At 71.7% G+C, this 23,081-nt stretch carries 26 protein-coding genes; 8 read left to right on the forward strand and 18 right to left on the reverse strand.

Annotated features, from left to right (window positions below; genetic code table 11):
• Positions 1-115: 115 nt before the first annotated feature.
• From E4T13_RS24925 to E4T13_RS24945, 5 genes are read right to left on the reverse strand one after another with little or no spacing between them, the layout of a single operon-like run.
• On the reverse strand, positions 116-592 hold the full coding sequence (locus E4T13_RS24925; RefSeq protein ID WP_137181076.1) for a hypothetical protein: 477 nt from the start codon (positions 590-592) through the stop codon (positions 116-118).
• A complete protein-coding gene (locus tag E4T13_RS24930; protein ID WP_170985235.1) occupies positions 570-914 on the reverse strand; it encodes a nucleotidyltransferase family protein in 345 nt (114 codons plus the stop codon). Before E4T13_RS24930 ends, E4T13_RS24925 begins: the two co-directional genes overlap by 23 nt.
• Before the next feature lie 10 nt (positions 915-924).
• On the reverse strand, positions 925-1,236 hold the full coding sequence (locus tag E4T13_RS24935) for an AzlD family protein (protein WP_137181078.1): 312 nt from the start codon (positions 1,234-1,236) through the stop codon (positions 925-927).
• Positions 1,233-1,964: an AzlC family ABC transporter permease gene (locus E4T13_RS24940; protein WP_170985236.1), complete on the reverse strand. Its 732-nt coding sequence runs from the start codon at positions 1,962-1,964 to the stop codon at positions 1,233-1,235. Before E4T13_RS24940 ends, E4T13_RS24935 begins: the two co-directional genes overlap by 4 nt.
• 10 nt (positions 1,965-1,974) lie before the next feature.
• Positions 1,975-2,571 (reverse strand): regulatory protein RecX, encoded by a 597-nt coding sequence (locus tag E4T13_RS24945; RefSeq protein ID WP_137181079.1) that lies wholly within the window; start codon positions 2,569-2,571, stop codon positions 1,975-1,977.
• Positions 2,572-2,685: 114 nt separating this feature from the next.
• On the opposite strand from E4T13_RS24945, the gene E4T13_RS24950 reads away from it, so the two are divergent.
• The 4 genes from E4T13_RS24950 to argF all read left to right on the forward strand — a co-directional run bounded on the left by E4T13_RS24950 (position 2,686) and on the right by argF (position 6,179).
• Positions 2,686-3,405, forward strand: coding sequence for a PRC-barrel domain-containing protein (locus tag E4T13_RS24950; RefSeq protein WP_137181080.1), 720 nt, complete (start codon positions 2,686-2,688; stop codon positions 3,403-3,405).
• Between the two features lie 70 nt (positions 3,406-3,475).
• Positions 3,476-3,829, forward strand: a complete 354-nt coding sequence (locus tag E4T13_RS24955; RefSeq protein WP_206030303.1) for a hypothetical protein — start codon at positions 3,476-3,478, stop codon at positions 3,827-3,829.
• Positions 3,830-4,005: 176 nt separating this feature from the next.
• Complete coding sequence (locus tag E4T13_RS24960) at positions 4,006-5,229, forward strand: aspartate aminotransferase family protein (RefSeq protein ID WP_170985237.1); 1,224 nt, start codon at positions 4,006-4,008, stop codon at positions 5,227-5,229.
• Entirely contained in the window at positions 5,226-6,179 is a 954-nt protein-coding gene (gene argF, locus E4T13_RS24965; protein ID WP_137181081.1) for an ornithine carbamoyltransferase, read from the forward strand. Before E4T13_RS24960 ends, argF begins: the two co-directional genes overlap by 4 nt.
• 48 nt (positions 6,180-6,227) lie before the next feature.
• Here argF and E4T13_RS24970 read toward each other — a convergent pair whose 3' ends face one another.
• The 6 genes from E4T13_RS24970 to E4T13_RS24995 all read right to left on the reverse strand — a co-directional run bounded on the left by E4T13_RS24970 (position 6,228) and on the right by E4T13_RS24995 (position 11,145).
• On the reverse strand, positions 6,228-7,319 hold the full coding sequence (locus E4T13_RS24970) for a 2Fe-2S iron-sulfur cluster-binding protein (protein ID WP_137181082.1): 1,092 nt from the start codon (positions 7,317-7,319) through the stop codon (positions 6,228-6,230).
• Positions 7,320-7,458: 139 nt separating this feature from the next.
• Positions 7,459-8,046 (reverse strand): 1,2-phenylacetyl-CoA epoxidase subunit PaaD, encoded by a 588-nt coding sequence (paaD, locus tag E4T13_RS24975; protein ID WP_240791282.1) that lies wholly within the window; start codon positions 8,044-8,046, stop codon positions 7,459-7,461.
• Positions 8,046-8,816, reverse strand: coding sequence for a 1,2-phenylacetyl-CoA epoxidase subunit PaaC (gene paaC, locus E4T13_RS24980; RefSeq protein ID WP_137181083.1), 771 nt, complete (start codon positions 8,814-8,816; stop codon positions 8,046-8,048). The genes paaD and paaC overlap by 1 nt, the downstream gene beginning before the upstream one ends.
• Positions 8,817-8,933: 117 nt before the next feature.
• Positions 8,934-9,221, reverse strand: coding sequence for a 1,2-phenylacetyl-CoA epoxidase subunit PaaB (paaB, locus tag E4T13_RS24985; RefSeq protein ID WP_137181084.1), 288 nt, complete (start codon positions 9,219-9,221; stop codon positions 8,934-8,936).
• Between the two features lie 5 nt (positions 9,222-9,226).
• Positions 9,227-10,228: a 1,2-phenylacetyl-CoA epoxidase subunit PaaA gene (gene paaA, locus E4T13_RS24990; RefSeq protein WP_137181085.1), complete on the reverse strand. Its 1,002-nt coding sequence runs from the start codon at positions 10,226-10,228 to the stop codon at positions 9,227-9,229.
• Positions 10,229-10,308: 80 nt separating this feature from the next.
• Entirely contained in the window at positions 10,309-11,145 is an 837-nt protein-coding gene (locus E4T13_RS24995; RefSeq protein WP_137181086.1) for a PaaX family transcriptional regulator C-terminal domain-containing protein, read from the reverse strand.
• Positions 11,146-11,269: 124 nt separating this feature from the next.
• Between E4T13_RS24995 and E4T13_RS30935 the strand changes: the two genes are divergently transcribed.
• Positions 11,270-14,008, forward strand: a complete 2,739-nt coding sequence (locus E4T13_RS30935; protein WP_170985238.1) for a calcium-binding protein — start codon at positions 11,270-11,272, stop codon at positions 14,006-14,008.
• A gap of 10 nt (positions 14,009-14,018) precedes the next feature.
• Positions 14,019-14,615, forward strand: a complete 597-nt coding sequence (locus E4T13_RS25005) for a demethoxyubiquinone hydroxylase family protein (protein ID WP_137181088.1) — start codon at positions 14,019-14,021, stop codon at positions 14,613-14,615.
• On the opposite strand, the gene E4T13_RS25010 is transcribed toward E4T13_RS25005, so the two are convergent.
• Both E4T13_RS25010 and E4T13_RS25015 read right to left on the reverse strand, forming a co-directional pair.
• Positions 14,612-15,139, reverse strand: a complete 528-nt coding sequence (locus tag E4T13_RS25010; protein ID WP_206030304.1) for a cyclase dehydrase — start codon at positions 15,137-15,139, stop codon at positions 14,612-14,614. The genes E4T13_RS25005 and E4T13_RS25010 overlap by 4 nt on opposite strands.
• On the reverse strand, positions 15,136-16,308 hold the full coding sequence (locus E4T13_RS25015) for a zinc-dependent alcohol dehydrogenase (RefSeq protein ID WP_137181089.1): 1,173 nt from the start codon (positions 16,306-16,308) through the stop codon (positions 15,136-15,138). The genes E4T13_RS25010 and E4T13_RS25015 overlap by 4 nt, the downstream gene beginning before the upstream one ends.
• Before the next feature lie 178 nt (positions 16,309-16,486).
• On the opposite strand from E4T13_RS25015, the gene E4T13_RS25020 reads away from it, so the two are divergent.
• Complete coding sequence (locus E4T13_RS25020) at positions 16,487-17,314, forward strand: substrate-binding domain-containing protein (protein ID WP_408906402.1); 828 nt, start codon at positions 16,487-16,489, stop codon at positions 17,312-17,314.
• Here E4T13_RS25020 and E4T13_RS25025 read toward each other — a convergent pair.
• Positions 17,259-18,098: an alpha/beta fold hydrolase gene (locus E4T13_RS25025; RefSeq protein ID WP_170985240.1), complete on the reverse strand. Its 840-nt coding sequence runs from the start codon at positions 18,096-18,098 to the stop codon at positions 17,259-17,261. The genes E4T13_RS25020 and E4T13_RS25025 overlap by 56 nt on opposite strands.
• 77 nt (positions 18,099-18,175) lie before the next feature.
• On the opposite strand from E4T13_RS25025, the gene E4T13_RS25030 reads away from it, so the two are divergent.
• Entirely contained in the window at positions 18,176-18,841 is a 666-nt protein-coding gene (locus E4T13_RS25030) for a flavin reductase family protein (protein WP_137181091.1), read from the forward strand.
• Here the strand turns inward: E4T13_RS25030 and E4T13_RS25035 are convergent.
• The 4 genes from E4T13_RS25035 to E4T13_RS25050 all read right to left on the reverse strand — a co-directional run bounded on the left by E4T13_RS25035 (position 18,774) and on the right by E4T13_RS25050 (position 23,079).
• A complete protein-coding gene (locus E4T13_RS25035) occupies positions 18,774-19,958 on the reverse strand; it encodes a glycosyltransferase (RefSeq protein WP_137181092.1) in 1,185 nt (394 codons plus the stop codon). The two genes, E4T13_RS25030 and E4T13_RS25035, sit on opposite strands and share 68 nt — an antisense overlap.
• Entirely contained in the window at positions 19,955-21,169 is a 1,215-nt protein-coding gene (locus E4T13_RS25040) for a glycosyltransferase family 4 protein (RefSeq protein ID WP_240791283.1), read from the reverse strand. Before E4T13_RS25040 ends, E4T13_RS25035 begins: the two co-directional genes overlap by 4 nt.
• Before the next feature lie 46 nt (positions 21,170-21,215).
• Positions 21,216-22,418, reverse strand: a complete 1,203-nt coding sequence (locus E4T13_RS25045) for a DegT/DnrJ/EryC1/StrS aminotransferase family protein (RefSeq protein WP_240791284.1) — start codon at positions 22,416-22,418, stop codon at positions 21,216-21,218.
• 85 nt (positions 22,419-22,503) lie between these two features.
• A complete protein-coding gene (locus E4T13_RS25050) occupies positions 22,504-23,079 on the reverse strand; it encodes a sugar transferase (protein WP_240791285.1) in 576 nt (191 codons plus the stop codon).
• Positions 23,080-23,081 lie beyond the last annotated feature (2 nt).

Genomic DNA, 23,081 nt, shown 5'->3' on the forward strand with positions numbered 1-23,081 from the left:
AGCGGGATGCGCGCGCGCGAAATTCCCGGCCTTCAGCCGAAGGCCGGGCGGATAATTCGGGCAGGGACGAACATCCGGACCATGGCGGACATATGCGGACCCGGACGCCCGGGGGTCAAGCGCGGGGCGCGAGGCCCAGGGATGCGGCGAAGGCGGTGATCTCCTCCCGCAGGCGGGGGATGGCGCGGGCGGCAAGTTCGACGTTCGGAGCGGCCTTCCGATAGTCAAACCCTTCATAGACATGGCGGAAGACGTGTCGGAAGCCGAGCAGTTCCGCCAAGGACTTCTCGCTCTCCGGGCTGATGATGGCCGGGCGCACGCCGTCCACGGCCCGGGCGGCGCGCCGAAGCAGATCGCGGTGGAAGGTCCGCCCCTGCGGCACGTCGCCGTCCACAAGCTCCACCAGACGCTCAAGCGCCTTCTCCGCGGCACAATAGGCGTCGTGCAGATGCTTGCCGATGGCGAGCCCGTAGCTTTCCCGGTCGATGCCCTCGCGCTCCGCCAGCAGCGCCGCGCTGGCCGAGGCGCGCACGGCTTGCCGCGCCGCCATGTCGAGATCTGCCTCGATGTCAGTCCAGGCTGGAGGCGTCACGGCCCGTCTCCCGAATGCGATCCGCCAGGCGCTGCGAGGCATCAGGCAGGAAGACGATATCCGGCTCGAACCCCTCGCTGGCCGCGGCGCCGAACACCGCCCCGGCGGCTTCGTTCAGCACCTCCTCCGGCCCCTCCAGCGCCAGGTCGAGGTCCGAGCTGCGGTGGAAGCGCCCCGTCGCGAGCGAGCCGAAGACGATCACCTTCACGCCGAAGCGCGCCGCGGCCTCGGCAGCGGCCTTCGCGGCCTTGATCGCCTGCGCGCGATGCGCGGCGATGTGCCGGGCGTTGATCGTCTCCCAATCCGGATAGGTGCCGCTCATGCGGCGCAACCTACCACGCCGCGCCAAGCGCCTGCACGCCCCAGGCCACCGCGACGCCCGCCGGGATGGACAGGCCCATGTTGCGGGTGAGGATCTGCACCACCACCACGGCCACCGCGCCGGCCCAGGCGTACAGACCGCCATTGACCAGCGGCGGCGCGACATAGGCGGCGAACAGCGCGCCGGGCAGGTGGCGCAGCATCGCCTCCACGAAGGGCGGCGGGCGGAAGGTGCGGAGCAGGGCGTAGCCGCCGGCGCGGCACGCATAGGTCGCCAGCGCCATGCCGAGGATGGCGACAAGCACGTCCCATCGCACGGTCATGGCGTGGCCTTCCGGCGCATCTCGAACCAGGCGCCGAGCGTGGCGCCGGCGATGGTGCCGGCCAGCAGCGGCAGCGGGACCGGCAGGCCGAGCCGATGCGCCGCCACCGCGACCGCGGCGGCCACCAGCCAGGGCAGCAGGTCCGCCCGAGGCCCGCGCCACAGGCCGACCAGGATCGATATGAAGGCGGCGACCCCGGCGAAATAGAGCGGATGGCCCGGTGGCAGCCGCACGGCGCTGGCGCCGAGATAGCCGATGGCGGTCGTCACCACCCAGGCCACCCACAACCCCGCACCGATGCCGAGCAGGTAGCCCGCATCGCGCCCGCCGCGCCGCTGCTCCTGGATCGACAGCGCGAAGGAGTGGTCCACCATCGTCCACAGCGTGCCCCACAGCCGGATGCCGCGCAGGCGGTCCAGCCAGGAGGCGAGCGCCGCGCCCATCGGCGCCATGCGGATGTTCACCACGAAGGCGGCGATGATCACGGCGCCGATCGGCACGGGGTCCTGCCACAGTTCCAGAACCACGAGCTGCGCGGCGCCAGCATAGACCAGCGCGCTCATCAGCACCGTCTCGGCGAAGGACAGGCCCTTGCCGTCGGCAAGCACGCCGATCACCAGGCCGAAGGGCAGCATGCCGAGCCAGAGCGGCAGCCCGTCCCGCACGCCGCGCCACACGCCGTTGCGCGTGAAGATCACGCGGCGCGCGGCCGCCTGCGTTTCCTCCATCAGGGGACCGTCACGCCTGACGGGCGGCGAGCAGCCGCGCTTCGGCCTCGTCCGGCGGCATGGCGAGCGCGCGCTGCGCCACCGCGCGCGCGAAGCCGGCGCGGGCAAGGGCGCCGAGCGCCTTCAGGTCCGCGCCGTCCGCTGCCTCACGCGCGAAGGGGCCGATGCGGCGGCGGCGGCAGAAGGCGAGGGCGGCGTCGAGCTCGACCTCCTCGCCTGCCGGCAGCGCGGCGAGCGCGGTCTCCGCCTCCACGCCCTTCGCCCGCAGATGCGCCAGCGCGGCGCGCTGCGAGCGGCCGCTGCGCAGCAGGCGGCGCGCGCGGCTCTCGGCAAAGGCGCCGTCGTCCACCGCGCCCTGCGCCACCATTTGCCGCGCGACCTCCGCGGCCTGTGCCTTGGCCGTGGCTGCGCGGGAGGTGCAATCCGGCTGGCCTTCCTGCTCCGCGGCGCGCGCCCAGCGATCCACGCGGCGCTGCAGCACGCGGCGCAGCCCGGCCTCTGTCGCGGCGAAGCGGGCAAGATGCGCGAGCGCAATCTCCTGCAGCCTTGCGGCGTCGGGCGGTGGGCCGGCGGGGCGTGGCGTGGACTGGCGGCGTTGGTCGGCCATGCCTTGCTTCTGCCACGGCGCAGGCCGGGATGACGACCCATCCTTGCGCCGGTGCGGAACCGGACAGGTCGGGATCGCGTTCACGGGGCGCAATCACGGCAGGAGAAGCAACGCATGTCGAACACCAATCGCTGGCTGATGATGACGACGGCCGCCGCCATCTGCGCCGCGCCGATGCTCGCCTTCGGCCAGGCGAACACTGGTGGCGCAGCGCCCGGCGGCGACACGCAGCGCATGGACCAGATGGAGCGCGTGCAGCAGAACCCGGCGAACACCACGGGCAACGACGCCCGCCCCGGCGCCGCAAGCAGCACCGACGGCACGCCGGGCAACCCGCCCTCCACCGCGACGCAGCGCGCGCTCGATTCGGTGACCGGCCAGCGCACCGATCCGGACGGCACCGGCAACAACCCGCCCGGCACCGCCGCCGGCCGTGCCATCGATCGCGCCACCGACGGCAACACGACCACGACCACCACGACCACGCCGTCCAACCAGGCGACCGGTGCGACCACCACGGGCATGGCGGTGGACAGCGCGCGACTGAACGACGGCCGCCGCGCCAGCAAGATGATCGGCGCGAATGTCTACAACGAGAACAACGACAGCATCGGCGAGGTAGACGACCTGATCGTGCCGCAGGCCGGCGGGCAGCCGGTGGCGATCCTGTCGGTGGGCGGCTTCCTTGGCATCGGCGCGCGCCTGATCGCCGTGCCGTATGAGCGGCTGCAGTGGAACGCCGAGCGCGAGCGCTGGACGCTGCCGGGCGCCACCAAGGACAGCCTGCAGAGCCTGCCGGCCTACGAATACCAGAACGGGAACCGCCGCGGCTGAGCCGCGGACCGACCGCAACGCTGCCCGGCCGCCCCCGCGCGGCCGGGCGTTCCAGCCAAAGGATGATCCGATGACCCGCTTCCTTCTCGTGGCGGCGCTCGCGCTGCCCGTCGTCGCCTGCGCCGAATCGCGCGACGGCACGCCCGGCAACCCGGCCTCCACCGCGACGCAGCGCGCCTATGACCAGGCGACGGGCAGCCCGCGCACCAGCCCGGACGGCACCGGCAACAACCCGTCCGGCACGGCGGCGGAGCGCGCCTTCGATCGCGCGGCCGGCACCAACACCTCCGGCGCCTATCCCTCGCAGAGCGACGGGCGGGCGGGCAACCCGCCTGGCACGGCGGTGGAGCGCGCCTATGACCGCGCCACGGGGTCGAACACCTCGGGCGCGTATCCCTCGAACAGCGGCGGCGTGCGCCAGTAGTCGGCGCCCCGCGGCACCTGCCGCGGAACGACATGGCGGGCCGGTGGGGCATGCATGCCTCGCCGGCCCGTTGCGTTTTGACCCGCCGTGGCGATTCGGGCATTTTCGCCGGCTTCCGCGCCTGCCGGGGCAATCCGCCCGCGGCCCGCGCGGAGCTGGAGGAAGCGAGGAACATCGTGATTCCCGCCCTGATGCCGAACTACAACCGTGCCGACCTTGCCTTCGAGCGGGGCGAGGGCGCGCGCCTGTGGACGGCGGATGGCCGACGATTCCTCGATTTCGGCGCGGGCATCGCCACCACCTCGCTCGGCCACGGCCACCCGCACCTGGTGAAGGCCATCGCCGAGCAGGCGGCGAAGGTGATGCACGTCTCCAACCTGTATCGCGTGCCGCAGGCCGAGCAGCTTGCCGCGCGGCACGTGGAGAATTCCTTCGCGGACAGCGTGCTGTTCTGCAACTCGGGCGCCGAGGCGAACGAGGGCATGATCAAGGCCGTGCGCAAGTACCACGCCGAGAACGGCCACCCCGAGCGCTACCGCACCATCTGCTTCGAGGGTGCCTTCCACGGCCGCACGCTGGCGATGATCTCGGCGACCGGCAATGCGAAGTATCTCGCCGGCTTCGGCCCGCCGGTGGAAGGCTTCGACCATGTGCCCTTCGAGAACATGAATGCGCTGCGCGACGCGATCACGAAGGAGACGGCCGCGATCCTGATCGAGCCGATCCAGGGCGAGGGCGGCGTGCGCCCGGCCTCGCTGCGCTTCCTGAAGGAGCTGCGCGCGGTCTGCGACGAATACGGCCTGCTGCTGGCACTCGATGAGGTGCAGACCGGCATGGGCCGCTCGGGCAAGCTCTGGGCCTATCAATGGGCAGGGATCGAGCCGGACGTGATGTCCTCGGCGAAGGGCATCGGCGGCGGCTTTCCGCTCGGCGCCGTCTTCGCCAAGGAGCATGTGGCGAAATACCTGAAGCCCGGCACGCATGGGCACACCTATGGCGGCAACCCGCTGGCCTGCGCGGCGGGGAATGCCGTGCTGGACGTGATGCTGGCGCCGGGCTTCCTCGATGGCGTGGACCGCGTGGCGCGGCATCTCTGGCGTGGCATGGAAGGCCTGGCGCGCCGCCACCCCGAGGTGATCGCGGGCGTGCAGGGGGCGGGGCTGCTGGTCGGTCTCAAGCTGCACGACGTCGTGACCAACACGGCGCTGCAGGATGCCGCCGCGGCGGAGGGGCTGCTGACCGTGGCGGCGGGCATGAACGTGCTGCGCCTGGCGCCGCCGCTGATCATCACCGATGCCGATGCGGACGAGGCGATCGCGCTGCTCGACCGCGCCTGCCTGCGGGTCGCGCCGGATGGCGCGCGGGCGCACGCATCGCCGGCGAAGGTCGCGGCGCAGTGAGCGCTGCGCTGAAGGTGGCGGGCGGGGGGACCCAATCCCCCCGCCACTTCCTGGAGATCATGGATCACGATGCCGCGACGCTGCGCCGCATGCTCGACCTGGGTGTGCAGGCGAAGCGCGGCGGGGTGCAAGGCAAGCCGCTTGCGGGCAAGACCGTTGCGCTGATCTTCGAGAAGCCCTCCACCCGCACCCGCGTGAGCTTCGAGGTGGGCGTCCGGCAGCTTGGCGGGGACGTTGTCGTGCTGTCGTCGAAGGACATGCAGCTCGGCCGCGGCGAGACGCCGGCGGATACGGCGCGTGTGCTGTCGCGCTACGTGGACGCGATCATGCTGCGCACCGACAACGTCGCGAAGATCCGGGAGCTGGCGGAATATGCGACGGTGCCGGTGATCAACGGCCTGACCGATGTCTCGCATCCCTGCCAGATCATGGCGGATGTGATGACCTTCGAGGAGCATCGCGGCGGCATCGCGGGCCAGGTGATCGCCTGGACCGGCGACGGCAACAATGTGGCGCAGAGTTTCATCCAGGCTGCGGCGCGCTTCGGCTTCACCTTGCGCATCGCGACGCCGCCGGAGCTTGCTCCGCCGACGCAGCTGATCGACTGGGCGCGCGCGGAAGGGGCGAAGATCGAGCTGACCTCCGACCCGATCGCCGCGGTGAAGGATGCGCGCTGCGTCGTGACCGACACCTGGGTCTCGATGTCGGACGAGAAGCCGGACGGTGCGACGATCAGCCGGCACAACCTGCTGGCGCCCTACCAGCTCAACGCCGCGCTGCTGAAGCATGCCGCACCGGATGCGGTGGTGATGCATTGCCTGCCCGCGCATCGCGGCGAGGAGATCACCGACGAGGTGATGGACGGCCCGCAGAGCGTGGTGTTCGACGAGGCCGAGAACCGCCTGCACGCCCAGAAGGGCGTCCTGCTCTGGGCGCTGGGCCAGGGCTGACGCAGGAAGGGGTCCGCTGAGGGACGTCCTCCCCGGTTTTTCCGATCGTCAGGTCGCGTCGTAATCCACGGCGAGCGACGGCGTCGTCGGCCGGCTCTGGCAGGTGAGCACGAAGCCTGCCTCCGTCTCCCAGGGCTGCAGCGAGTAGTTGGTGTCCATCGCCACCGTGCCCTCGGTGACCTTGGCGCGGCAGGTGCAGCACATGCCGCCGCGGCAGGACCAGGGCACGTCGAGACCTTCGCGCAGCGCGGCTTCGAGCACGGTCTCGCCCGCTTGCATGGCGACGCTGCGGGTGACGCCGTCGAGCGTGATGGTGGCGGTGGCGACGTTTGCCACGGCGGCGGGATCCGCTTTCGCAGGCACGGGATGGGACGACGGCGTCGCGGACAGGAAGCGCTCGACATGGATGCGCTCGGGCGCGAGGCCGAGGGCTGCGAGGGCTTCGGTCGCCGCTTCAGGAAACCCGGTCGGGCCGCAAAGGAAGGCTTCGGCGATGCTGCCGGGCGGCGCCAGGCCGGGCAGCAGCGCCTGGATGCGTGCGGCATCGAGGCGGCCATGCAGGCTTTCCAGCTCGTGCTTCTCGCGCGACAGCACATGCAGCACGGCGAAGCGGTCGAGGTGGCGGTCCTTCAGCTCCTCGATCGCAGTGCGGAACATGATGTCGGCGGCGCTGCGGTTGCCGTAGAGCAGCACGAACCGGCTGCGGGGCTCACGCGCGAGGACGCTCGCGGCAATGGAGAGGATCGGCGTGATGCCGCTGCCGCAGGCGATGCCGAGGAACGTGCGCGGCGGCGCCGCGGGATCGGGCAGCAGGCCGAAGCGGCCTTCGGGCGGCATCGCGTCCAGCACGTCGCCGGGCTTCAGGTGATCCACCGCCCAGTCGGAGAAGCGGCCGCCCGGCACGCGCTTGACGCCGACGCGCAGCGCGCCCTCGTCGAGGCCGGCGCAGATCGAGTAGCTGCGGCGGATCTCCTCGCCGTCCACGATGCGGCGGAAGGTGAGGTACTGGCCCGGGGTGAAGGCGAATTGTTCGGCCGTTGCCAGGTCCGGCTGCAGGGTGATCGCGATGGCGTCGGGCGTCTCGCGGGCGATGTGCGTGACGCGCAGCGGATGGAAGCGCGTGCTGGTGACGGCGGTCATGGATGCGCGGTCCTGGCAGGGCGCGTGATTCGGCGCGGTGCATCGAAGGTGGGCGATGCGGACCCACCCTCACCCCATTCCTCTCCCGCCCTGCGGGAGAGGGGGCCTGTGGCCCCGGGCCTGGCGGGGGCGCGCATCGCTACAAACACTTGAAGTGGTCGAAAGGTTCGCGGCAGGCGGTGCAGCGCCAGAGCGCCTTGCAGGCGGTGCTGCCGAACTCGCTGAGCTTCTCGGTCGATGTGCTGCCGCAGCGCGGGCAGGCGATGTCCTCGTCCATGCCGAACAGGGCGCGGCGGCTGGCCTTCGGCGCGGGCGGGGCGATGCCGTATTCGCGCAGCCTGTCGCGGCCGGACTGCGTCATCCAGTCGGTGGTCCAGGCTGGGGAGAGCACCAGCTTCACGCGCGCGGCGATGCCGTGTTCGGCCAGTGCCGTCTCGATGTTGAGCGCGATCATGCTCATGGCGGGGCAGCCGGAATAGGTCGGCGTGATGTCGATCTCGACGGCACCGTGCTCGTCGACGCGCGCGTCGCGCAGCACGCCGAGATCGGCGATGGTGAGGACGGGAATTTCCGGATCGGGGATCTCGCCGGCGATGGCGAGGGCGGTGGTGCGGCGATGATCCGCATTGCCGGCGGTTGCGCTGCCCCCACCCCATCCCTCCCCCGCACGCGGGGGAGGGAGGCTCCGATGCGGGGCAGGAATCGAAGGGTCCTGCGACATCGCCATCACCACGTCGCCCCGGGATAGGCGCGTTGCAGGTGCTGCATCGTCGCGAGCATGTGGCCGAGATGCTCGGTGTGCACGCCGTGGCGGCCGCCCTGGTGCATCCAGCCATCCTTCGGACGCTCGAGCGTCGCCTCCGCCAGCACGCGCGTGACGGTCGCTTCCCACACCGGACGGATCGCTTCGGGGTCGGGCAGGACGCCGGCTGCGATCAGTGCGGAATCACTCTCCGAACGCACGAAAAACTCGCCGGTGAAGCGCCACAGGCGGTCCAGCGCATCGGCCGCGCGCGCGTGGCTTTCGGCGGTGCCGTCGCCGAGGCGGATCATCCATTCGGCGCTGTGGCGCAGATGGTAGGCGACCTCCTTCTCCGCCTTCGCGGCGATGGCGGCGAGGGTCGGGTCCTTGCTGCGCATCGCCGCCTGCCACCAGGGATGCAGGAAGGCGGAATGGAGGAACAGGCGCGCGATGGTCAGCGCGAAATCGCCCTTCGGCTGTTCCAGCAGCAGGAGATTTCGGAAGCCCGGCGCGTCGCGGAGATAGGCGTAGTCGTCCTCGGTGCGGCCGACGCCCTCGATCTCGGAGGCGTACTGGTACAGTGCACGCGCCTGTCCCAGCAGGTCGAGCGCGACATTCGCCAGCGCCAGGTCCTCCTCCAGCATCGGCGCATGGCCGCACCATTCGGAGAGGCGATGCGCATGCACCAGCGCATCGTCAGCGCGGGCGAGGATCGCATTCAGCAGCGGTGCGTCGGCGAGGGTGATGGTGGTCATCGAAAGGACTCCGCCCGGTCTCGATTCACGCAGCGGGAGAATGTGGACCCACCCTCACCCCGACCCTCTCCCGCCCTGCGGGAGAGGGAGACGGAAGGCGGGGCGGGCAGCGCCGCATCACATGTGCCCGACTTCGTCGGGCACCTCGTAGAAGGTCGGGTGGCGGTAGATCTTGTCGGCCGTCGGCTCGAACAGGCTGTCCTTGTCGGCCGGGTCGGACGCGGTGATCGCGGCCGACGGCACCACCCAGATCGAAAGCCCCTCGCCGCGGCGCGTGTAGGTGTCGCGCGCGGCCTGCAGCGCCATCTCGGCATCCGGCGCGTGCACGCTGCCGGCATGGCGATGCGCCAGTCCCGCGCGGGCACGAATGAACACTTCCCAGATCGGCATGGGCGCTTCGGTCATCGGCTTCACTCCGCGGCCAGCTTCTGCGCGGCCTGCCGGGCCCTGCGCTTCGCCGCATGCGCCAGCGCGGCCTCCCGCACCCAGGCGCCTTCGGCATGCGCGGCGCGGCGCGCTTCGATCCGTTCGCGGTTGCAGGGGCCGTTGCCGGCCAGCACCTGGCGGAACTCCCCCCAGTCGATCGCGCCGAATTCCCAGTGCTTCGTGGCGTCGTTGAAGCGCAGCGCCGGGTCGGGAAAGGTCAGGCCGAGATAGTGGCCCTGCGGCACCGTCGCGTCGACGAATTGCTGGCGCAGCGCGTCGTTGGTGAAGCGCTTGATCTTCCAGCGCATGGACTGGTCGGTGTGCGCGCTCTCGGCATCCGGCGGGCCGAACATCATCAGGGACGGCCACCACCATCGGTCCAGCGCATCCTGCGCCATCGCCTTCTGCTGCGCCGTCCCGCGGCAGAGCGTGAGCATGATCTCGTAGCCCTGGCGCTGGTGGAAGCTCTCCTCCTTGCAGATGCGGACCATGGCGCGGGCATAGGGGCCGAAGCTCGTCCGGCAGAGCGGGATCTGGTTCATGATCGCCGCGCCATCCACAAGCCAGCCGATCGCGCCGATATCGGCCCAGCTCAGCGTCGGGTAGTTGAAGATGGAGCTGTACTTCGCCTTGCCCGACAGAAGCTGCTCGACCAGCGCCTCGCGGCTGGTCCCCAGCGTTTCCGCCGCGGCGTACAGATAGAGGCCGTGGCCGCCCTCGTCCTGCACCTTGGCCAGCAGCGCGGCCTTGCGGCGCAGCGATGGCGCGCGGGTGATCCAGTTGCCCTCCGGCAGCATGCCGACGATCTCGGAATGGGCGTGCTGGCTGATCTGCCGCGTCAGGGTGCGGCGATACGCAGCCGGCATCCAGTCATTGGGCTCGACCTTGTCCTCGGCGGCGACGCGCGCCTCGAAGCGGGCCAGGCGCACGGGATCCTCGGCCTCGGCCGGGGCGGTGTCCTTCTGGTTCAGCGCCTGGGTGTACATGGGCGCGCGTCCTCCCTGAGGCATGGACGCCGCCTGATATGTCACAGGGGGTGCCGATAGCAAGCAAAATCCGTAACGCGTCAGCCGGTCGTGAAGCGCGGTGGGGTGGCGGCCGGCGGCAAGGGACCCGCCTCGTTGCGGCCTTCGGCGTCCAGCCAGCCTTCCGCATCGGGCGCGAGACGCGCGTACAGCCGCGCTGCCAGGGCACGGGCCTGATGGCCCGGCCAATCCCCGGGCAGCAGGGCGGCGGGCAGCAGCGGGTCGCGCAGCACCAGGCGGCGCCATTCATGCACCAGCAGCAACCGCAGGGGCAGTGCCTCCGCCGCGCGGAAGCGCGCTCCGGCCAGAGGCGCGAAGGCGTCGTGGAAACGGGCATAGCCGTCCGCCAGCCCTTCCAGCGGCCAGGCGCGGGCGGCGAGCAGCCGGGCCTCGTCGCCGTCGCGCGGCGGGGCGGCGAGCACGGGCGCGCCCTTCGGCAGCAACGCGGGATCGCCGGCCACGCCGAGCATCGCGCCCCCTGGAAGGTTGCCGAAACCCTGCGCCAGCAGCGCTTCCCGCACCGCCGGTTCGGCCAGCAGCACCAGTCGGAACCGCCCGTCCCAGTCGGGCGGCGCGCCGGCATAGATGCGCGCGGCGGCCGCGGCGAAGGCCTGCTCGCCGCGCGCGCCCAGGCGATAGAAGGAGTTGCGGCCGACGCGGTTGCGCGCGAGCCAGCCTTCCTCGGTCAGGCGCGACATCGCCGTGCGCACCTGGCCGGGCGTGCAGCCGAAGTGGTCGAGGATCGCCTGCAGGCTGCCGAGCCAGAGCGAGCCGCCGCGCGGCGCTACCGCATCGCCCCAGACCGTGACGATGAAGGAGGCGATGCGGGGCGCGCCCGTGCGCGCCAGCGTGGCGGCCAGGACGGATGCTTCACTCATGCCGTGTGGCGGCGCGGGCAGCCTCGCCGGCCGCGTCCGGAACGCCCGCGGCTTGTTCCATCGTCCATGGGCATGGAGAATAGGCCGTTCTGCCGGGACGCGAAGAGGGAGGCGAAAGAGAACGATGGCGACGTACAGCCTGACAGGCCTGCCGAACGACAACCTCTCCGGTGCCGACACCGTGGCGGACATCTTCGTCGTCGCCGGCCCGAACCGGCTTGTCGCCACGGATACGGTGCAGGGCGGTGGCGGCGCCTTCTCCGACCTGCTGCGCATCACGGCCAGCATCACCCTCGCGGCCTCCGCCTTCGCCAATGTGCGCGGCATCGAGCGGTTGCAGATCACCGCGGCCGGCGGCGCCGCGGTGACGCTGGGCGACGCGATGGCAAGCGACGGCGCGCTGGCCGCCTTCTACGTGTTCGGCAGCGGCGGGGGCGACACGCTGGTCGGCAGCGAGGTGTTGTCCAAGCCGCTGGCGATGACCGGCGATGCCGGGGATGACTGGCTGGTGGGCGGCGGCGGCGCGGATTCCATCGCCCCGGGAATCGGCGCCGACACGGTGGATGGCGGCGCCGGCAACGACACGGTCGAGATGGCGTTCGCCGCATTGACCGCGCAGGACCTGCTGGATGGCGGCGCGGGCAATGACGACCTGCTGCGGCTGACCGGCCCCTTCGCCAATCTGTCCGCCGCCTTCTTCGCGAATCTCGCCGGCTTCGAGCGGATCGAGCTGGATGCGGCGGCCCTCACGCCGCTGACCGCGACCGTCGGCGCCGGCTACACGGCTGGCGGCAACGCGCTGACCCTCAACGGCGCACTGGGCAACGACACGCTGCGCGCGATGGAGGCGCAGCTTGCGGTGGTGTTCCTTGGCGGCGCCGGCGACGACCGGCTGATCGGCGGCGGGTTCGGCGACACGCTGGTGGGCGATGCCGGCAATGATGTGCTGTTCGGCATGGGCGGCAGCGATGTGCTGGATGGCGGCGACGGCAATGACCGCCTGGTCGGCGATACCGGCAACGACCAGCTGATCGGCGGCAGCGGCAACGACACGCTGTTCGGCGGCAGCGGCGCCGACACGCTGTCGCTCGGCGCGGGGGTGGACCGGGCCGATGGCGGCAGCGGCAGCGACCGCTACCTCGTCTCGGTGACGGACCTGACCTCGGCCGACCTGATCGCGGACGAGGACGGCTCCGCGGATACGTTGGAGCTGCTGGATGTGTTCGACCGGGTGGCGCAGAGCTTCGCCGGCATCAGCATCAGCGGGACGCTGGCCGGACGCCTGCTGGGAATCGAGCGGTTCCTCATGGGATCGGGCAACGACACGGTGCTGGCCGCCAGCGCGATCGGCGACAGCGCCGGGGCGGATGCGGTGACCATCATCGGGGGCGCGGGCAACGACCGGCTGGATGTTGCTCAGGTGATGCGGCTCACCACGCCGCTGGGCGCCCTGCTCGACGGCGGGGAAGGAGCCGACACGCTGGTCGGCGGCCGCGGCGCCGATACGCTGGTGGCCGGCACCGGCAACGACCGGCTGCTTGGTGGGCTGGGCAACGACCTTGTCCTCGTGGCCGCGGAGGATCTCACCAGCGCCGACACGCTGAATGGCGAGGGCGGTACGGACACGCTGCGGCTGGTCGGCAATGCCTCGCTGGCCGCAACCGCCTTCGCCGGGGTTTCCGGCATCGAGGTCGTCGAACTGGCCAATGGCGGCCAGTCGGTGACGCTGCCCGGCGCCTTCGCCGATGGGCTCGGCTTCACCATGTCCACCATCCGCGGCGGGAACGGCGACGACTCCATCGATGTCAGCGCCTTCGCCTCCAACCGGCGCGTCACGACCGAGCTTGGCGCCGGCAACGACACGCTGATCGGCGGCGCGGGCAACGACACCGTGTTCGCCGGGGCAGGCGTGGACGAGATCCAGGTCGGCGCCGGCATCAACCGCGTGACCTTCGGCGCGGGCGAGCTTTCCGGGCTCGACATCGTCTCGGCCAGCACCGCAGGCGCCTTCGACACGCTGGTCGTGGGCGTTGCGGCGGGGCGGACCCTGGCCCAGGGCGCGTTCGCCGGGGTGACAGGGTTTGACACCTTCAACCTCGACGGCGGCGCGGGATCCGCCGCACGGCTGCCGTCCACCCTGATCACGCAGAGCGGGCAGTCCAGCGTGAATATCAACGTGGTCGGCGACAGCATGGCGGTGGATGGCCGCGCGATCGCCAGCGCCTTCCGCCTGGATGGCGGCGCCGGCAACGACACGCTGTTCGGCGGCAGCGGCGCCGACACGCTGGTCGGCAACAGCGGCGACGACGTGCATGTCGGCGGCGTGGGTGGCGACCGCATCTTCCTCGGCGCATCCGTGGCGTCGGACGACGTGGCGCTGCTGCGATCCGTGTCGGACGGGACGGCCGACATCAACACCACGCAGGACATCGCCGGCGCCGACAGCGTGAGCGGAACGGAGTTCGACGGCAACTACATCAAGGTGGACAGCTTCGGCTTCGGCCTCGCCGATTCCACGACATGGTTCGTCAGCAGCGTTCAGAACATCAGCCTGAACTACTCGGCGGCGCGGCTGGAAGGCGTGTCCGTCATCGGCGACGCCTTCGGATCGCTGAGCGCCGTCCGCAACGCGGTCGGGTCGCGTCTCACGAACAATGATCCGACGGTCTTCGAGAAGCTCATCCTGGTGATCACCGGGTTCTCGACGACGCGATTCGGCGTCTATTACTTCGAGGATCGCGACCACAACGCGACGGTGGACAGCGCCGACGTGCTGCGCCTGCTGGCCATCGGCACCGGGCCGGGGCCCACCTTCAGCGGCAATTCCGGCTTCCGCCTGACCTCGGATTTCGAGCTGCTGTAGATCTTGCGGCATGGCGCCGCCGCGCCACATCGGCGGCGCCATGACGCATCACCGCACGCCGCTGGTCGCCCCGCCACGCGCCTCCTTGCCGCCGATGCCGGGTTGGCTCGTGCAGGAACTGCGCAGCGACCATGCCGGGGAGACCGGTGCGGTGATGATCTATCGCGGGATCCTCGCCGTCTCCCGGGACGCGGGCGTGCGCGATTTCGCGTCACGGCACCGTGCGACGGAGCAGGGGCATCTGGACATGCTGGAGGCGCTGCTGCCGCCGGCGCGGCGCTCCCGGCTGCTGCCGATCTGGAAGGTCGCGGGCTTTCTCACCGGCGCGCTGCCGGCGCTGTTCGGGCCGCGCGCGGTGCATGTGACCATCGATGCGGTGGAGAGCTTCGTGGACCACCATTACCAGCAGCAGCTCGACCGGCTGGATGCGGAGGGCATCCATCCGGAGATCCGCGCGCTGCTGGCGCAGTGCCAGGCGGAAGAGGTGGAGCACCGCGACGAGGCGCGGGATCTGCATGGCGGCGCACCGGGCGTGCTGTTGCGCGCCTGGGGCTGGATTGTCGGTGCCGGCTCCGCCGCCGCGGTGATGGCGGCGAAGCGCATCTAGGCCGCCTGCCAGGGGCGCAGCGGACCCGGAATACGGAAATCGGCCGGCGGCTCGAAATCCCGCGCGGCACCGCGCGCAGTCTGCGCGCCCTGCGGGAAGCCGGTGCGGCCGGCATAGGCGTGGGTCGCGCGTTGCCGCGCCTCCCGATCCGCTTCCTCGCTGCGCAGCGCCTCCGCGCAAAGGAGGTCGAGCAGCGTGACGCCGCCGACGGCGGCGAGTCCGAGCGCCAGGCCCGCGGGGTTGCGGCTGCTGCGCAGGAACGCAAGCAGGGTCGCCATATCGAGCGCGTCGCCGGCGATGCGCCCCTGCATCCAGGGGCGGCGGTCCGTGGCGGCGAGCAGGCCGACGCCGTTCAGGATCTCGCGCAGACCGAAGGCGCGCAGCAGCGTCTCCTGCCCGCGCATCCCGAGGCCGCGCGCCAGGGGCCGCGCCGCCGCGACCTCCAGCAGGCCGAGGCCGATGGAGAACCAGCCGAGATGGCCGGCCATGCGCCCGGCGCTGCCGCGATGGCGATGTTGCGTCATGGCTTCAGCACCACCTTCACGCAGCCATCCTGCTTGTCGCGGAATGTCCTGTACATCTCCGGCCCCTCGGCCAGCGGCACGGTGTGGGTGATGACGAAGGAGGGATCGATCTGGCCGTCCTCGATCCGACGCAGCAGGTCGTCGGTCCAGCGGCGCACATGGGTCTGGCCGGTGCGGATCGTCAGGCCCTTGTTCATCACCACGCCCATCGGGAACTTGTCTGCGAGCCCACCATAGACGCCGGGCACGCTCAGCACGCCGCCAGGGCGCGCGAGGTAGATCATCTCCCGTAGCACATGGATGCGGTCGCTGCTCAGCATCACCGCCTGCTTTACCCGGTCATAGACGCTGTCGAGCGTGGAGGTGGCGTGCGCTTCCATTCCGACGGCGTCGATGCACTTCTCCGGCCCCTTGCGGTCGGTGAGCTGGTCGATGCGCTCCATCACGCTCTCTTCGTCGAAATTGATCGTGATGGCGCCGCCGGCCCGCGCCATGGCCAGGCGCTCCGGCACGCGGTCGATCGCGATCACCTGCTTCGCGCCGAGCAGCACGGCGGAGCGGATGCACATCTGCCCGACCGGGCCGCAGCCCCAGATCGCAACCGTGTCTTCTGGCTGGATGTCGCATTGCACGGCGCCCTGCCAGCCGGTGGGGAAGATGTCGGAGAGGAACAGCACCTGCTCGTCCGTCAGGCTGGACGGCACCTTGATGTGCGTCTCGTCGGCATAGGGCACGCGCAGGTATTCCGCCTGGCCGCCGGGATAGCCGCCGGTGAGCTGGGTGTAGCCGAACAGCCCCGCGGCGCGGCGGCCGAACACCTCTTCCTGCAGCTTGGCATTACGGTTGGTGGTCTCGCACAGCGAGAAATTGCCGCGCCTGCATTGCGAGCACTCGCCGCAGGTGATGGTGAAGGGGATCACCACGCGGTCGCCGACCTTCAGCTTGCCGCGCATGTCGGAGCCGACCTCGACCACCTCGCCCATCGTCTCGTGGCCCATGATGTCGCCCGACTGCATGGCGGGGATCATGTTGTCGTAGAGGTGCAGGTCGGAGCCGCAGATCGCGCAGGACGTTACCTTGATGATGGCGTCGCGCGGATGCTCGATGCGGGGATCCGGCACGCTTTCGCAGCGGATGTCTTCCTTGCCGTGCCAGGTGAGCGCCTTCATGCGCCGGGCCTCCGCCGATGTGTGCGGGCGGAACACGGGGCAGGGGGCGGGGTTCCGCCTGGCACGCTTCGGCAAATGCCTGCAGGCAACGCTACGGGCACGGTTTGACCCGGCGGGTGCGCACCCGTCATCTGCGCGGCAGGAACGCATGACCAACGGGGAGAACGCCATGCTTCGTCTGCTTCGCCGCGGCCTGCTGGCCGCCATGCTGGCCGCGCTGGCGCTGCCCGCGACCGCGCAGGATCGCAGCATCACCGTCGCCTCCACCACCAGCACCGAGCAATCCGGGCTGTTCGGTCACATCCTGCCCATCTTCACGCGCGAGACCGGCATCCAGGTGCGCGTCGTTGCGCTGGGCACCGGCCAGGCGCTGGATGTCGGCCGGCGCGGCGATGCGGATGTGGTGTTCGTGCATGACCGCGCGGCGGAGCAGCGCTTCGTGCAGGAAGGCCATGGGCTCGAGCGCAAGCATGTGATGTTCAACGACTTCGTCATCGTCGGTCCCGCCAGCGATCCCGCGGGCATCGCGGGCACGCGCGACACGGCGGAGGCGCTGCGCCGCATCGCCGCGGCGAAGGCGCCCTTCGTCTCGCGCGGCGATCGCAGCGGCACGCATGCGGCGGAGCTGCGGCTGTGGCAGCAGGCGGGTGTCGATCCGGCCACGGGCCGCGGCCAGTGGTATCGCGAGGTCGGGCAGGGCATGGGCCCCGCGCTGAACACCGCCGCGGCGCAGAATGCCTACATCCTGGCCGACCGCGGCACCTGGCTTTCCTTCCGCAACCGACAGGACCTGAAGGTCGTCGTGGAGGGCGATCCGCGCCTGTTCAACCAGTATGGCGTGATGCTGGTGAACCCGCAGCGCCACGCGCATGTGAAGCAGGCGGATGCGCAGCGCTTCGTGGACTGGCTGGTCTCGCCCGCTGGGCAGGAGGCGATCGCCGGCTACAAGATCAACGGGCAGCAGCTGTTCTTCCCGAATGCCCGCCAGCCCGAGCCGGTGAGCTGAGGAAGTCGAGCAGGCGGGCGTTGAAGGCCTCCGCCTGCTCCCAGTTGATGGCGTGGCCGGCTTCCGGCAGCACGTGCCACGCATGCGGCGGCAGATGCGCGGCCCAGACGCGCATCAGCGCCGGCGGCGCGTAGAGATCCGCGCCGGCCGCCATCACCAGCACCGGGCAGGATATCGCGCCGATCTTTTCGTATGTGTTCGGGGTGCGCAGGGGCTGCGCGGGCGCGCCCTTCTGCTGCGCGGATGCCTCGATGGCGATCCAGCGCGCCGTGCCCTCGGGATCGAGGGCGCGGAAGGTCGGGCCGACCTCGCGCAGCACGGCGGGCAGCGCCTTGAACTCGGGTGGGGTCAGCCGCGCATAGAGCGCCTGCAGGTCGGGCTCGCTGAACTGCCCGTTGCTGGCTGCGACGGTGAGGCTCAGCAGGCGGCCCGGCTGCCAGCCGGCGAAGTCGAGCGCCGCGAACCCGCCGCCGGCGACGCCGAGCAGGTGGAAATGGTCGAGCCCCAGGTGATCGGCGAGGGCGGCGAGATCCTCCGCGATGGAGCCGGGCTGCGCACCCGTCTCCGGCGCGGCCAGGCTGCTGCCCCAGCCGCGCCGGTCGAAGGCGATCACGCGGAATCCGGCCTGCGTCAGCGGCGGGAATTGCTTCTCCCAGACCGCGCTGGTGCCGGTGTTGGGATGCAGCAGGATGATGGGCGCTCCTTCGCCGCCGCTGTCGCGGTAGCAGAGGCGGACGCCGGGCAGATCGGCGTAACGCGCCGCGGGAAGTGCCGTGTCCTGCATCGCCGTGCCGATCCCTTGTCTTAGGTCAATCATACGGACTATGGGGACAAAAGGAAGCAGCCGGGACGATGCGGGCCATGACGAGCGCCGAGGATTTCGCCTTCGTGGATTGCGCGGGGCTCGACACCGCAGCGGCCTATCGGCTGGTGGTGGGCTGCGTCGTGCCGCGGCCGATCGCCTGGATCACGACGGTGGACGCGGCCGGGCGCGTGAATGCCGCGCCCTTCAGCAGCTACAACTACGTGGCGACGAGCCCGCCCATGCTGGCTGTGAACATCGCACAGCGCGCCGGCGACGGCGCCATCAAGGACACCGCGCGCAACATCCGCGACAGCGGCGAATTCGTGGTGAACGTCGCCACGGAGGAGACGATGGAGGCGATGCATGCGACCGGCTTCGAATACCCGCCGGAGCAGAGCGAGGCGCTCGCGCTCGACCTCGCGCTGCTGCCCAGCCGGCATGTACGCGTGCCGCGGCTGGCGGCGACGCCGGTGCAGATGGAGTGCCGGCTGGACAAGATCGTGCCGCTCGGACGCGGTGTGAACACGCTCTATATCGGGGAGGTCGTGGCCTTCCACCTGGCGCATCGCGTCTATGACGGCACGCGCGTGGACAGCGTGGCGATGCGGCCGGTCGCGCGGCTGGGCGGGCCGTATTATGCGGCGCTCGGCGAGATCATCCACCGTCCGATGCTGCAGCGCCCGCCGGGTGGGGAAGGCTGGACGGGCGCGGAGAAGCCGTAGCGCCGCCTGGCAGCAGCCGCGCATAGAGCGCGACGAGGCGCGCCGCTTCCGCCGGCCAGCCGAAGCGCGTGAGCGCGGCGGCGCGGCCGCAGGCGCCGAGTTCCGCGCGCAACGCCGGGTCGCGCAGGCGCAGCGCGGCCTCGGCGACGGCGCGCGCATCGGCGGTGTCCACCGCCAGTCCGCATCCGGCGGCGGCGACGACGTCCAGCACCTCCTCGGCGAAGTCCGGCACGATCACGGGCAGGCCGAGCAGCATCGCGTCGAACAGCTTGTGCGGCAGGGCCAGGCGATGGTTCTCGACGCCTGGCTGGAACAGCACGAGCGCGATGTCGCAGCGCGCGGCCTCAGCCAGCGCCGCCTCGCGCGGCAGCCAGCCATGCTTCTCGATGCGGTGCGCGACATCCAGCGCAGCGGCGCGTGCATCGAAGGCGGCCTCGCTGCCGTCGGTGAAGCGGCCGACCAGCACCAGGCGCGCATCCGCCGGCAGCAGCGCCAGCGCATCCAGCATGGTGAAGGCGCCGCGCGAGGCGCCGAGCGCACCGAGATGCAGCAGGCGCAGCGGGCCGGGCGCGTGGATGCGCGGCGGAATGCCGGGATCCCCGGCGTAATTGCGCACGCGGGTGCAGCGCGCTTCGCCGCCGAAGGCGTCGTCCAGCCCATCCTTCGCCACCACGACCGCATCGGCGCCGAGCGCCAGCAGGCGGCACAGCGCGGTCAGCGCGGCGCGGCCCAGCGGGCGCAGCGCGCGCGGCAGGCGCGGATCGAGGCGCGAGGGGTAATGCTCGTGCACGTCCAGCACCATGCGCGCGCCGCAGCGCCAAGCGGCGAGGCGGGCGGCCGCCCAGGAATCCGGCTCATGCGCGTGGATCACCGCGGGACGTTGCGCGGCAGCGGCGCGGGCCAGCGCGGCGATGCCCAGCACGCGCCCGCGCCAGCCCCGGCGCTTCGGCCCGTGGCTGTGCAGCGCCACGCCGTGCAGCACGGGCGCAGGCGGATCGCCGGGCGCGAGATGGATCACGCGATGCCCCGCCGCCGCCAGCGCCGCGCCTTCCTTGGCGACGATGCGGATGTCGTCGGGCGGGTGCGCGGCGGAGAGCATCAGCACGCAGCCCGTCACGCCACCGTCTCCACCAGCGCGACGAGATCGGCGGCGATGCGGCGCGCATCGAAGCGCTGCTCGGCCAGCCGCCGGCCATTGCGGCCCATCCGCGCGCGCAGCGCGGGATCGGCGGCAAGCGCGCGCAGCGCCGCAGCGAGTTGGGCGGCGTCGCCTGGCGGCACGGCGATGCCGCAGGCGCCGTCCGTGACCAGCCGTGCCGCGCGGCCGGGAACATTGGTGAGCATCGGCAGTCCCGCGGCGAAGCCGTCCACCAGCTTGTTCGGCGCCGTCCACTCCGCGAAGGCGGCGACCGGCGCCAGGCAATGCAGGCCGAGATCGGCGCCGGCGAGCAGCGCGGCCAGGCGCGGCTTCGGCAGCGGATCGAGGAAGCGCACCGGCAGGTTCTCGGACGCGGCGCGCGCCATCAGCGCCGGCTTGCGCGCGCCCTCGCCGACCAGCAGCAGCGTGATGCCGGCGCCGCGGAGCAGCGCGGCGGCGTCCAGCAGCGCCTCCAGCCCGTTCGCGGCGCCATGCGCGCCGGCATAGACGGCGAGCACCTCGCCCGGCGCGATCTCGGGCGGGCGCCAGGGCGCGACATGCGGGCCGAACAGGTCGAGATCCACGCCCTGCGGCAGCACCCGCGTTTTTCGCTCGCCGGCGCCCCGGGCGATGGCGGTCTGCGCGATGCCTTCGGTCAGCGCGATGACGGCGCTTGCGTTGCGGCAGGCTGCGTCGGCCAGCCGGTCCATCGCCGCCAGCACCGGCTTCGGCACGCCGCCGCCATGCGCGGACAGCGCGCGCGGCAGCTCGGGCCAGGGGTCGCGGATCTCGAACAGGAAGGGCGTGCCGCGCCGGCGCTGCGCCAGCAGGGCGGGGATCGCCACGGTCAGCGGCGTGGAGGAGGCGATCACCAGGTCCCAGGGCTCGACGAGCGCCACGCGCGTGGCGCGCGCGGCATAGCGCAGGAAGGCGGCGCTGCGCGCGGCGAGGCCCTGGGCGTTGCCGCAGGCGATGTCGCATTCGCGCAGCGCGAATCCCGCGACGATGCCGTGTCGCTCGCCGTGGCGGAACGGCCCTTCCAGGCCTGTCACCGCGCCCTGGTAGCGGCCGCAGAGCAGCGTGACGTCATGCCCCGCCGCCGCCAGCGCCGCGGCGTGGTGGAGGGACCGCGTTGCGGTGCTGCCCTCGGGCCGGGAGAAATGCTGGTGCAGGTAGAGAATGCGCAGCACGCGCGCGGAGCGTGCGGAGGCATGGGCGCGCGCAAGCGTAGCCGGCTCAGCGCCGGGCACAGGCCCGCACCGTCTCGATCACCCGCGCCTGCTCCGCCGGTGTCATCGTGCTGCCCGAGGGCAGGCAGAGGCCGCGGTCGAACAGCGCCGCCGCCGCGTCCCCGCCGGAATAGGGCGCATCACGGAACGCAGGCTGCAGGTGCAGCGGCTTCCAGGCGGGGCGGCTTTCCACGCCGGCCGCATCCAGCGCGCGGCGCACCGCCTCCCGGTCGGCGCCGAAGGCGGCCGGCTCGATCAGCGCGACGGTGAGCCAGCGATTGGACCGGCCCCAGTTCGGCTCCGTCAGGAAGGACAGGCCGGGCAGGTCGCCGAGCCCCGCGGCATAGGCGGCGAAGATCGCGCGGCGCCGCGCCACCCGCTCAGGCAGGGCGGGAAGCTGCGCCAGCCCCAGCGAGGCCAGGACCGAGGACAGACCATAGGCGTAGCCCGTCGTCTCATGCTGGTAATGCGCCGCAGGCTCCCGCGCCTGGCCGGCCAGCGCGCGGGCGCGGGCGATCAGCGCGGGATCGTCGGCGGCAAGCGCGCCGCCGCCGCCGGTGGTGACGATCTTGTTGCCGTTGAAGGAGAAGGCCGCGAGCCGCGCGCCACGGCCGGCATGCTGGCCGCCCCGGCCGAGCGAGCCCATCGCCGCCGCGCTGTCGCACAGCACCGGCACCCCCCAGCGTTCGCAGGCGGTGCCGATGGCGTCGAGGTCGCAGCATTGGCCGTAGAGGTCCACCGGCACCACGACGCGGGGCAGCCTGCCGCGGCGCGCGGCGCGGGACAGTTCCTCGGCCAGCAGGCCGGGATCGAGCGTGCCGCCCGGGCCGGTGGCGTCCAGGAAGCGCGGCACCGCGCCCATCTGCACCGCCGGCGCGACGGTGGCGACGAAGGTGAGCGTGGGCGCCCAGACCTCGTCCCCAGGCGCCACGCCGAGCACCCGGAAGCCGAGATGCAGCGCCGCCGTTCCGGCGGTGGTCGCCAGGACATCGGTGAAGCCGGTGGTCTCGGCCAGCGCGGCTTCGAAGGCGGCGGGCGTCGGACCCGCGGGGGCGACCCAGCCGGATTCGAGCGTCGCCCGCAGCCTGTCCAACTCGGTGCCGGCGAGGGCGGGGGGCGACAGCAGCAGCCTTGGCCGGGTTGGGCGCGGGAAGCGCAGCAGCGGATTGCGGATAACAGGCCCGGGCAGCACCACGCCATGAACCGTCAAGGCGAATTATCCTCAGCTCACAATCGCATCATGGTTGATAATTGGTGACCGAAGCAAGCGCTGGATGTGATGCAACCGAACCAGTTCAACCGATGTTCCCATCCGGGCCGTGGAAGGGCGGCGATGTTGCATGCCCGGGCGCACTGGCGCCGCGGCCGGAGACCCAGACCCGCAGCGTGCCGAGGATCAGCCGCAGGTCGGCCCCGAGGGTCGGTGGCGTGGTGGCGTAGTCCACGGCAAGGTCCAGGCGCAGGCCCCAGGGCACCGCATTGCGGCCGGCGGCGACGCCCGGCCCCGCGATGCCGGGCCGCACCCGCAGCATGCGCGCCTGACGGGCGGAGTAGTGCTGGAGGTAGTCGAGCGGCAGGGGTCGCGGCCCGACCAGGCTCATCTCGCCCCGCAGCACGTTGAAAAGCTGGGGCAACTCGTCCAGGCCGCTGCGGCGCAGCAGGCGGCCGAAGCCGTCCAGCCGCTCGGCGTCGCTGCCCGGCCCGGCCCGCATGGAGCGGAACTTCAGGAGTGCGAAGGGCTGGCCGCCGCGCCCGGCGCGCAGCTGGACGAAGACGATGGGCGAACCCAGCCGCAGCCGCACCGCCAGCGCCACCATCAGCCAGAGCGGCGCGGTGGCTACCAGCAGCGCCATCGCGCCGACGATGTCCAAGA

The organism is Roseomonas sp. AR75, from assembly GCF_005222815.1.
Taxonomy (GTDB): domain Bacteria; phylum Pseudomonadota; class Alphaproteobacteria; order Acetobacterales; family Acetobacteraceae; genus Falsiroseomonas.

Bases quoted from the DNA above. Each gene is read 5' to 3' on its own strand.
- E4T13_RS24930 (WP_170985235.1), bottom strand. From the start codon at position 914: ATGAGCGGCACCTATCCGGATTGGGAGACGATCAACGCCCGGCACATC.
- E4T13_RS24935 (WP_137181078.1), bottom strand. From the start codon at position 1,236: ATGACCGTGCGATGGGACGTGCTTGTCGCCATCCTCGGCATGGCGCTG.
- E4T13_RS24940 (WP_170985236.1), bottom strand. From the start codon at position 1,964: ATGGAGGAAACGCAGGCGGCCGCGCGCCGCGTGATCTTCACGCGCAAC.
- E4T13_RS24945 (WP_137181079.1), bottom strand. From the start codon at position 2,571: ATGGCCGACCAACGCCGCCAGTCCACGCCACGCCCCGCCGGCCCACCG.
- E4T13_RS24950 (WP_137181080.1), top strand. From the start codon at position 2,686: ATGTCGAACACCAATCGCTGGCTGATGATGACGACGGCCGCCGCCATC.
- E4T13_RS24955 (WP_206030303.1), top strand. From the start codon at position 3,476: ATGACCCGCTTCCTTCTCGTGGCGGCGCTCGCGCTGCCCGTCGTCGCC.
- E4T13_RS24970 (WP_137181082.1), bottom strand. From the start codon at position 7,319: ATGACCGCCGTCACCAGCACGCGCTTCCATCCGCTGCGCGTCACGCAC.
- paaD (WP_240791282.1), bottom strand. From the start codon at position 8,046: ATGGCGATGTCGCAGGACCCTTCGATTCCTGCCCCGCATCGGAGCCTC.
- paaC (WP_137181083.1), bottom strand. From the start codon at position 8,816: ATGACCACCATCACCCTCGCCGACGCACCGCTGCTGAATGCGATCCTC.
- paaB (WP_137181084.1), bottom strand. From the start codon at position 9,221: ATGACCGAAGCGCCCATGCCGATCTGGGAAGTGTTCATTCGTGCCCGC.
- paaA (WP_137181085.1), bottom strand. From the start codon at position 10,228: ATGTACACCCAGGCGCTGAACCAGAAGGACACCGCCCCGGCCGAGGCC.
- E4T13_RS24995 (WP_137181086.1), bottom strand. From the start codon at position 11,145: ATGAGTGAAGCATCCGTCCTGGCCGCCACGCTGGCGCGCACGGGCGCG.
- E4T13_RS30935 (WP_170985238.1), top strand. From the start codon at position 11,270: ATGGCGACGTACAGCCTGACAGGCCTGCCGAACGACAACCTCTCCGGT.
- E4T13_RS25005 (WP_137181088.1), top strand. From the start codon at position 14,019: ATGGCGCCGCCGCGCCACATCGGCGGCGCCATGACGCATCACCGCACG.
- E4T13_RS25010 (WP_206030304.1), bottom strand. From the start codon at position 15,139: ATGACGCAACATCGCCATCGCGGCAGCGCCGGGCGCATGGCCGGCCAT.
- E4T13_RS25015 (WP_137181089.1), bottom strand. From the start codon at position 16,308: ATGAAGGCGCTCACCTGGCACGGCAAGGAAGACATCCGCTGCGAAAGC.
- E4T13_RS25025 (WP_170985240.1), bottom strand. From the start codon at position 18,098: ATGCAGGACACGGCACTTCCCGCGGCGCGTTACGCCGATCTGCCCGGC.
- E4T13_RS25030 (WP_137181091.1), top strand. From the start codon at position 18,176: ATGACGAGCGCCGAGGATTTCGCCTTCGTGGATTGCGCGGGGCTCGAC.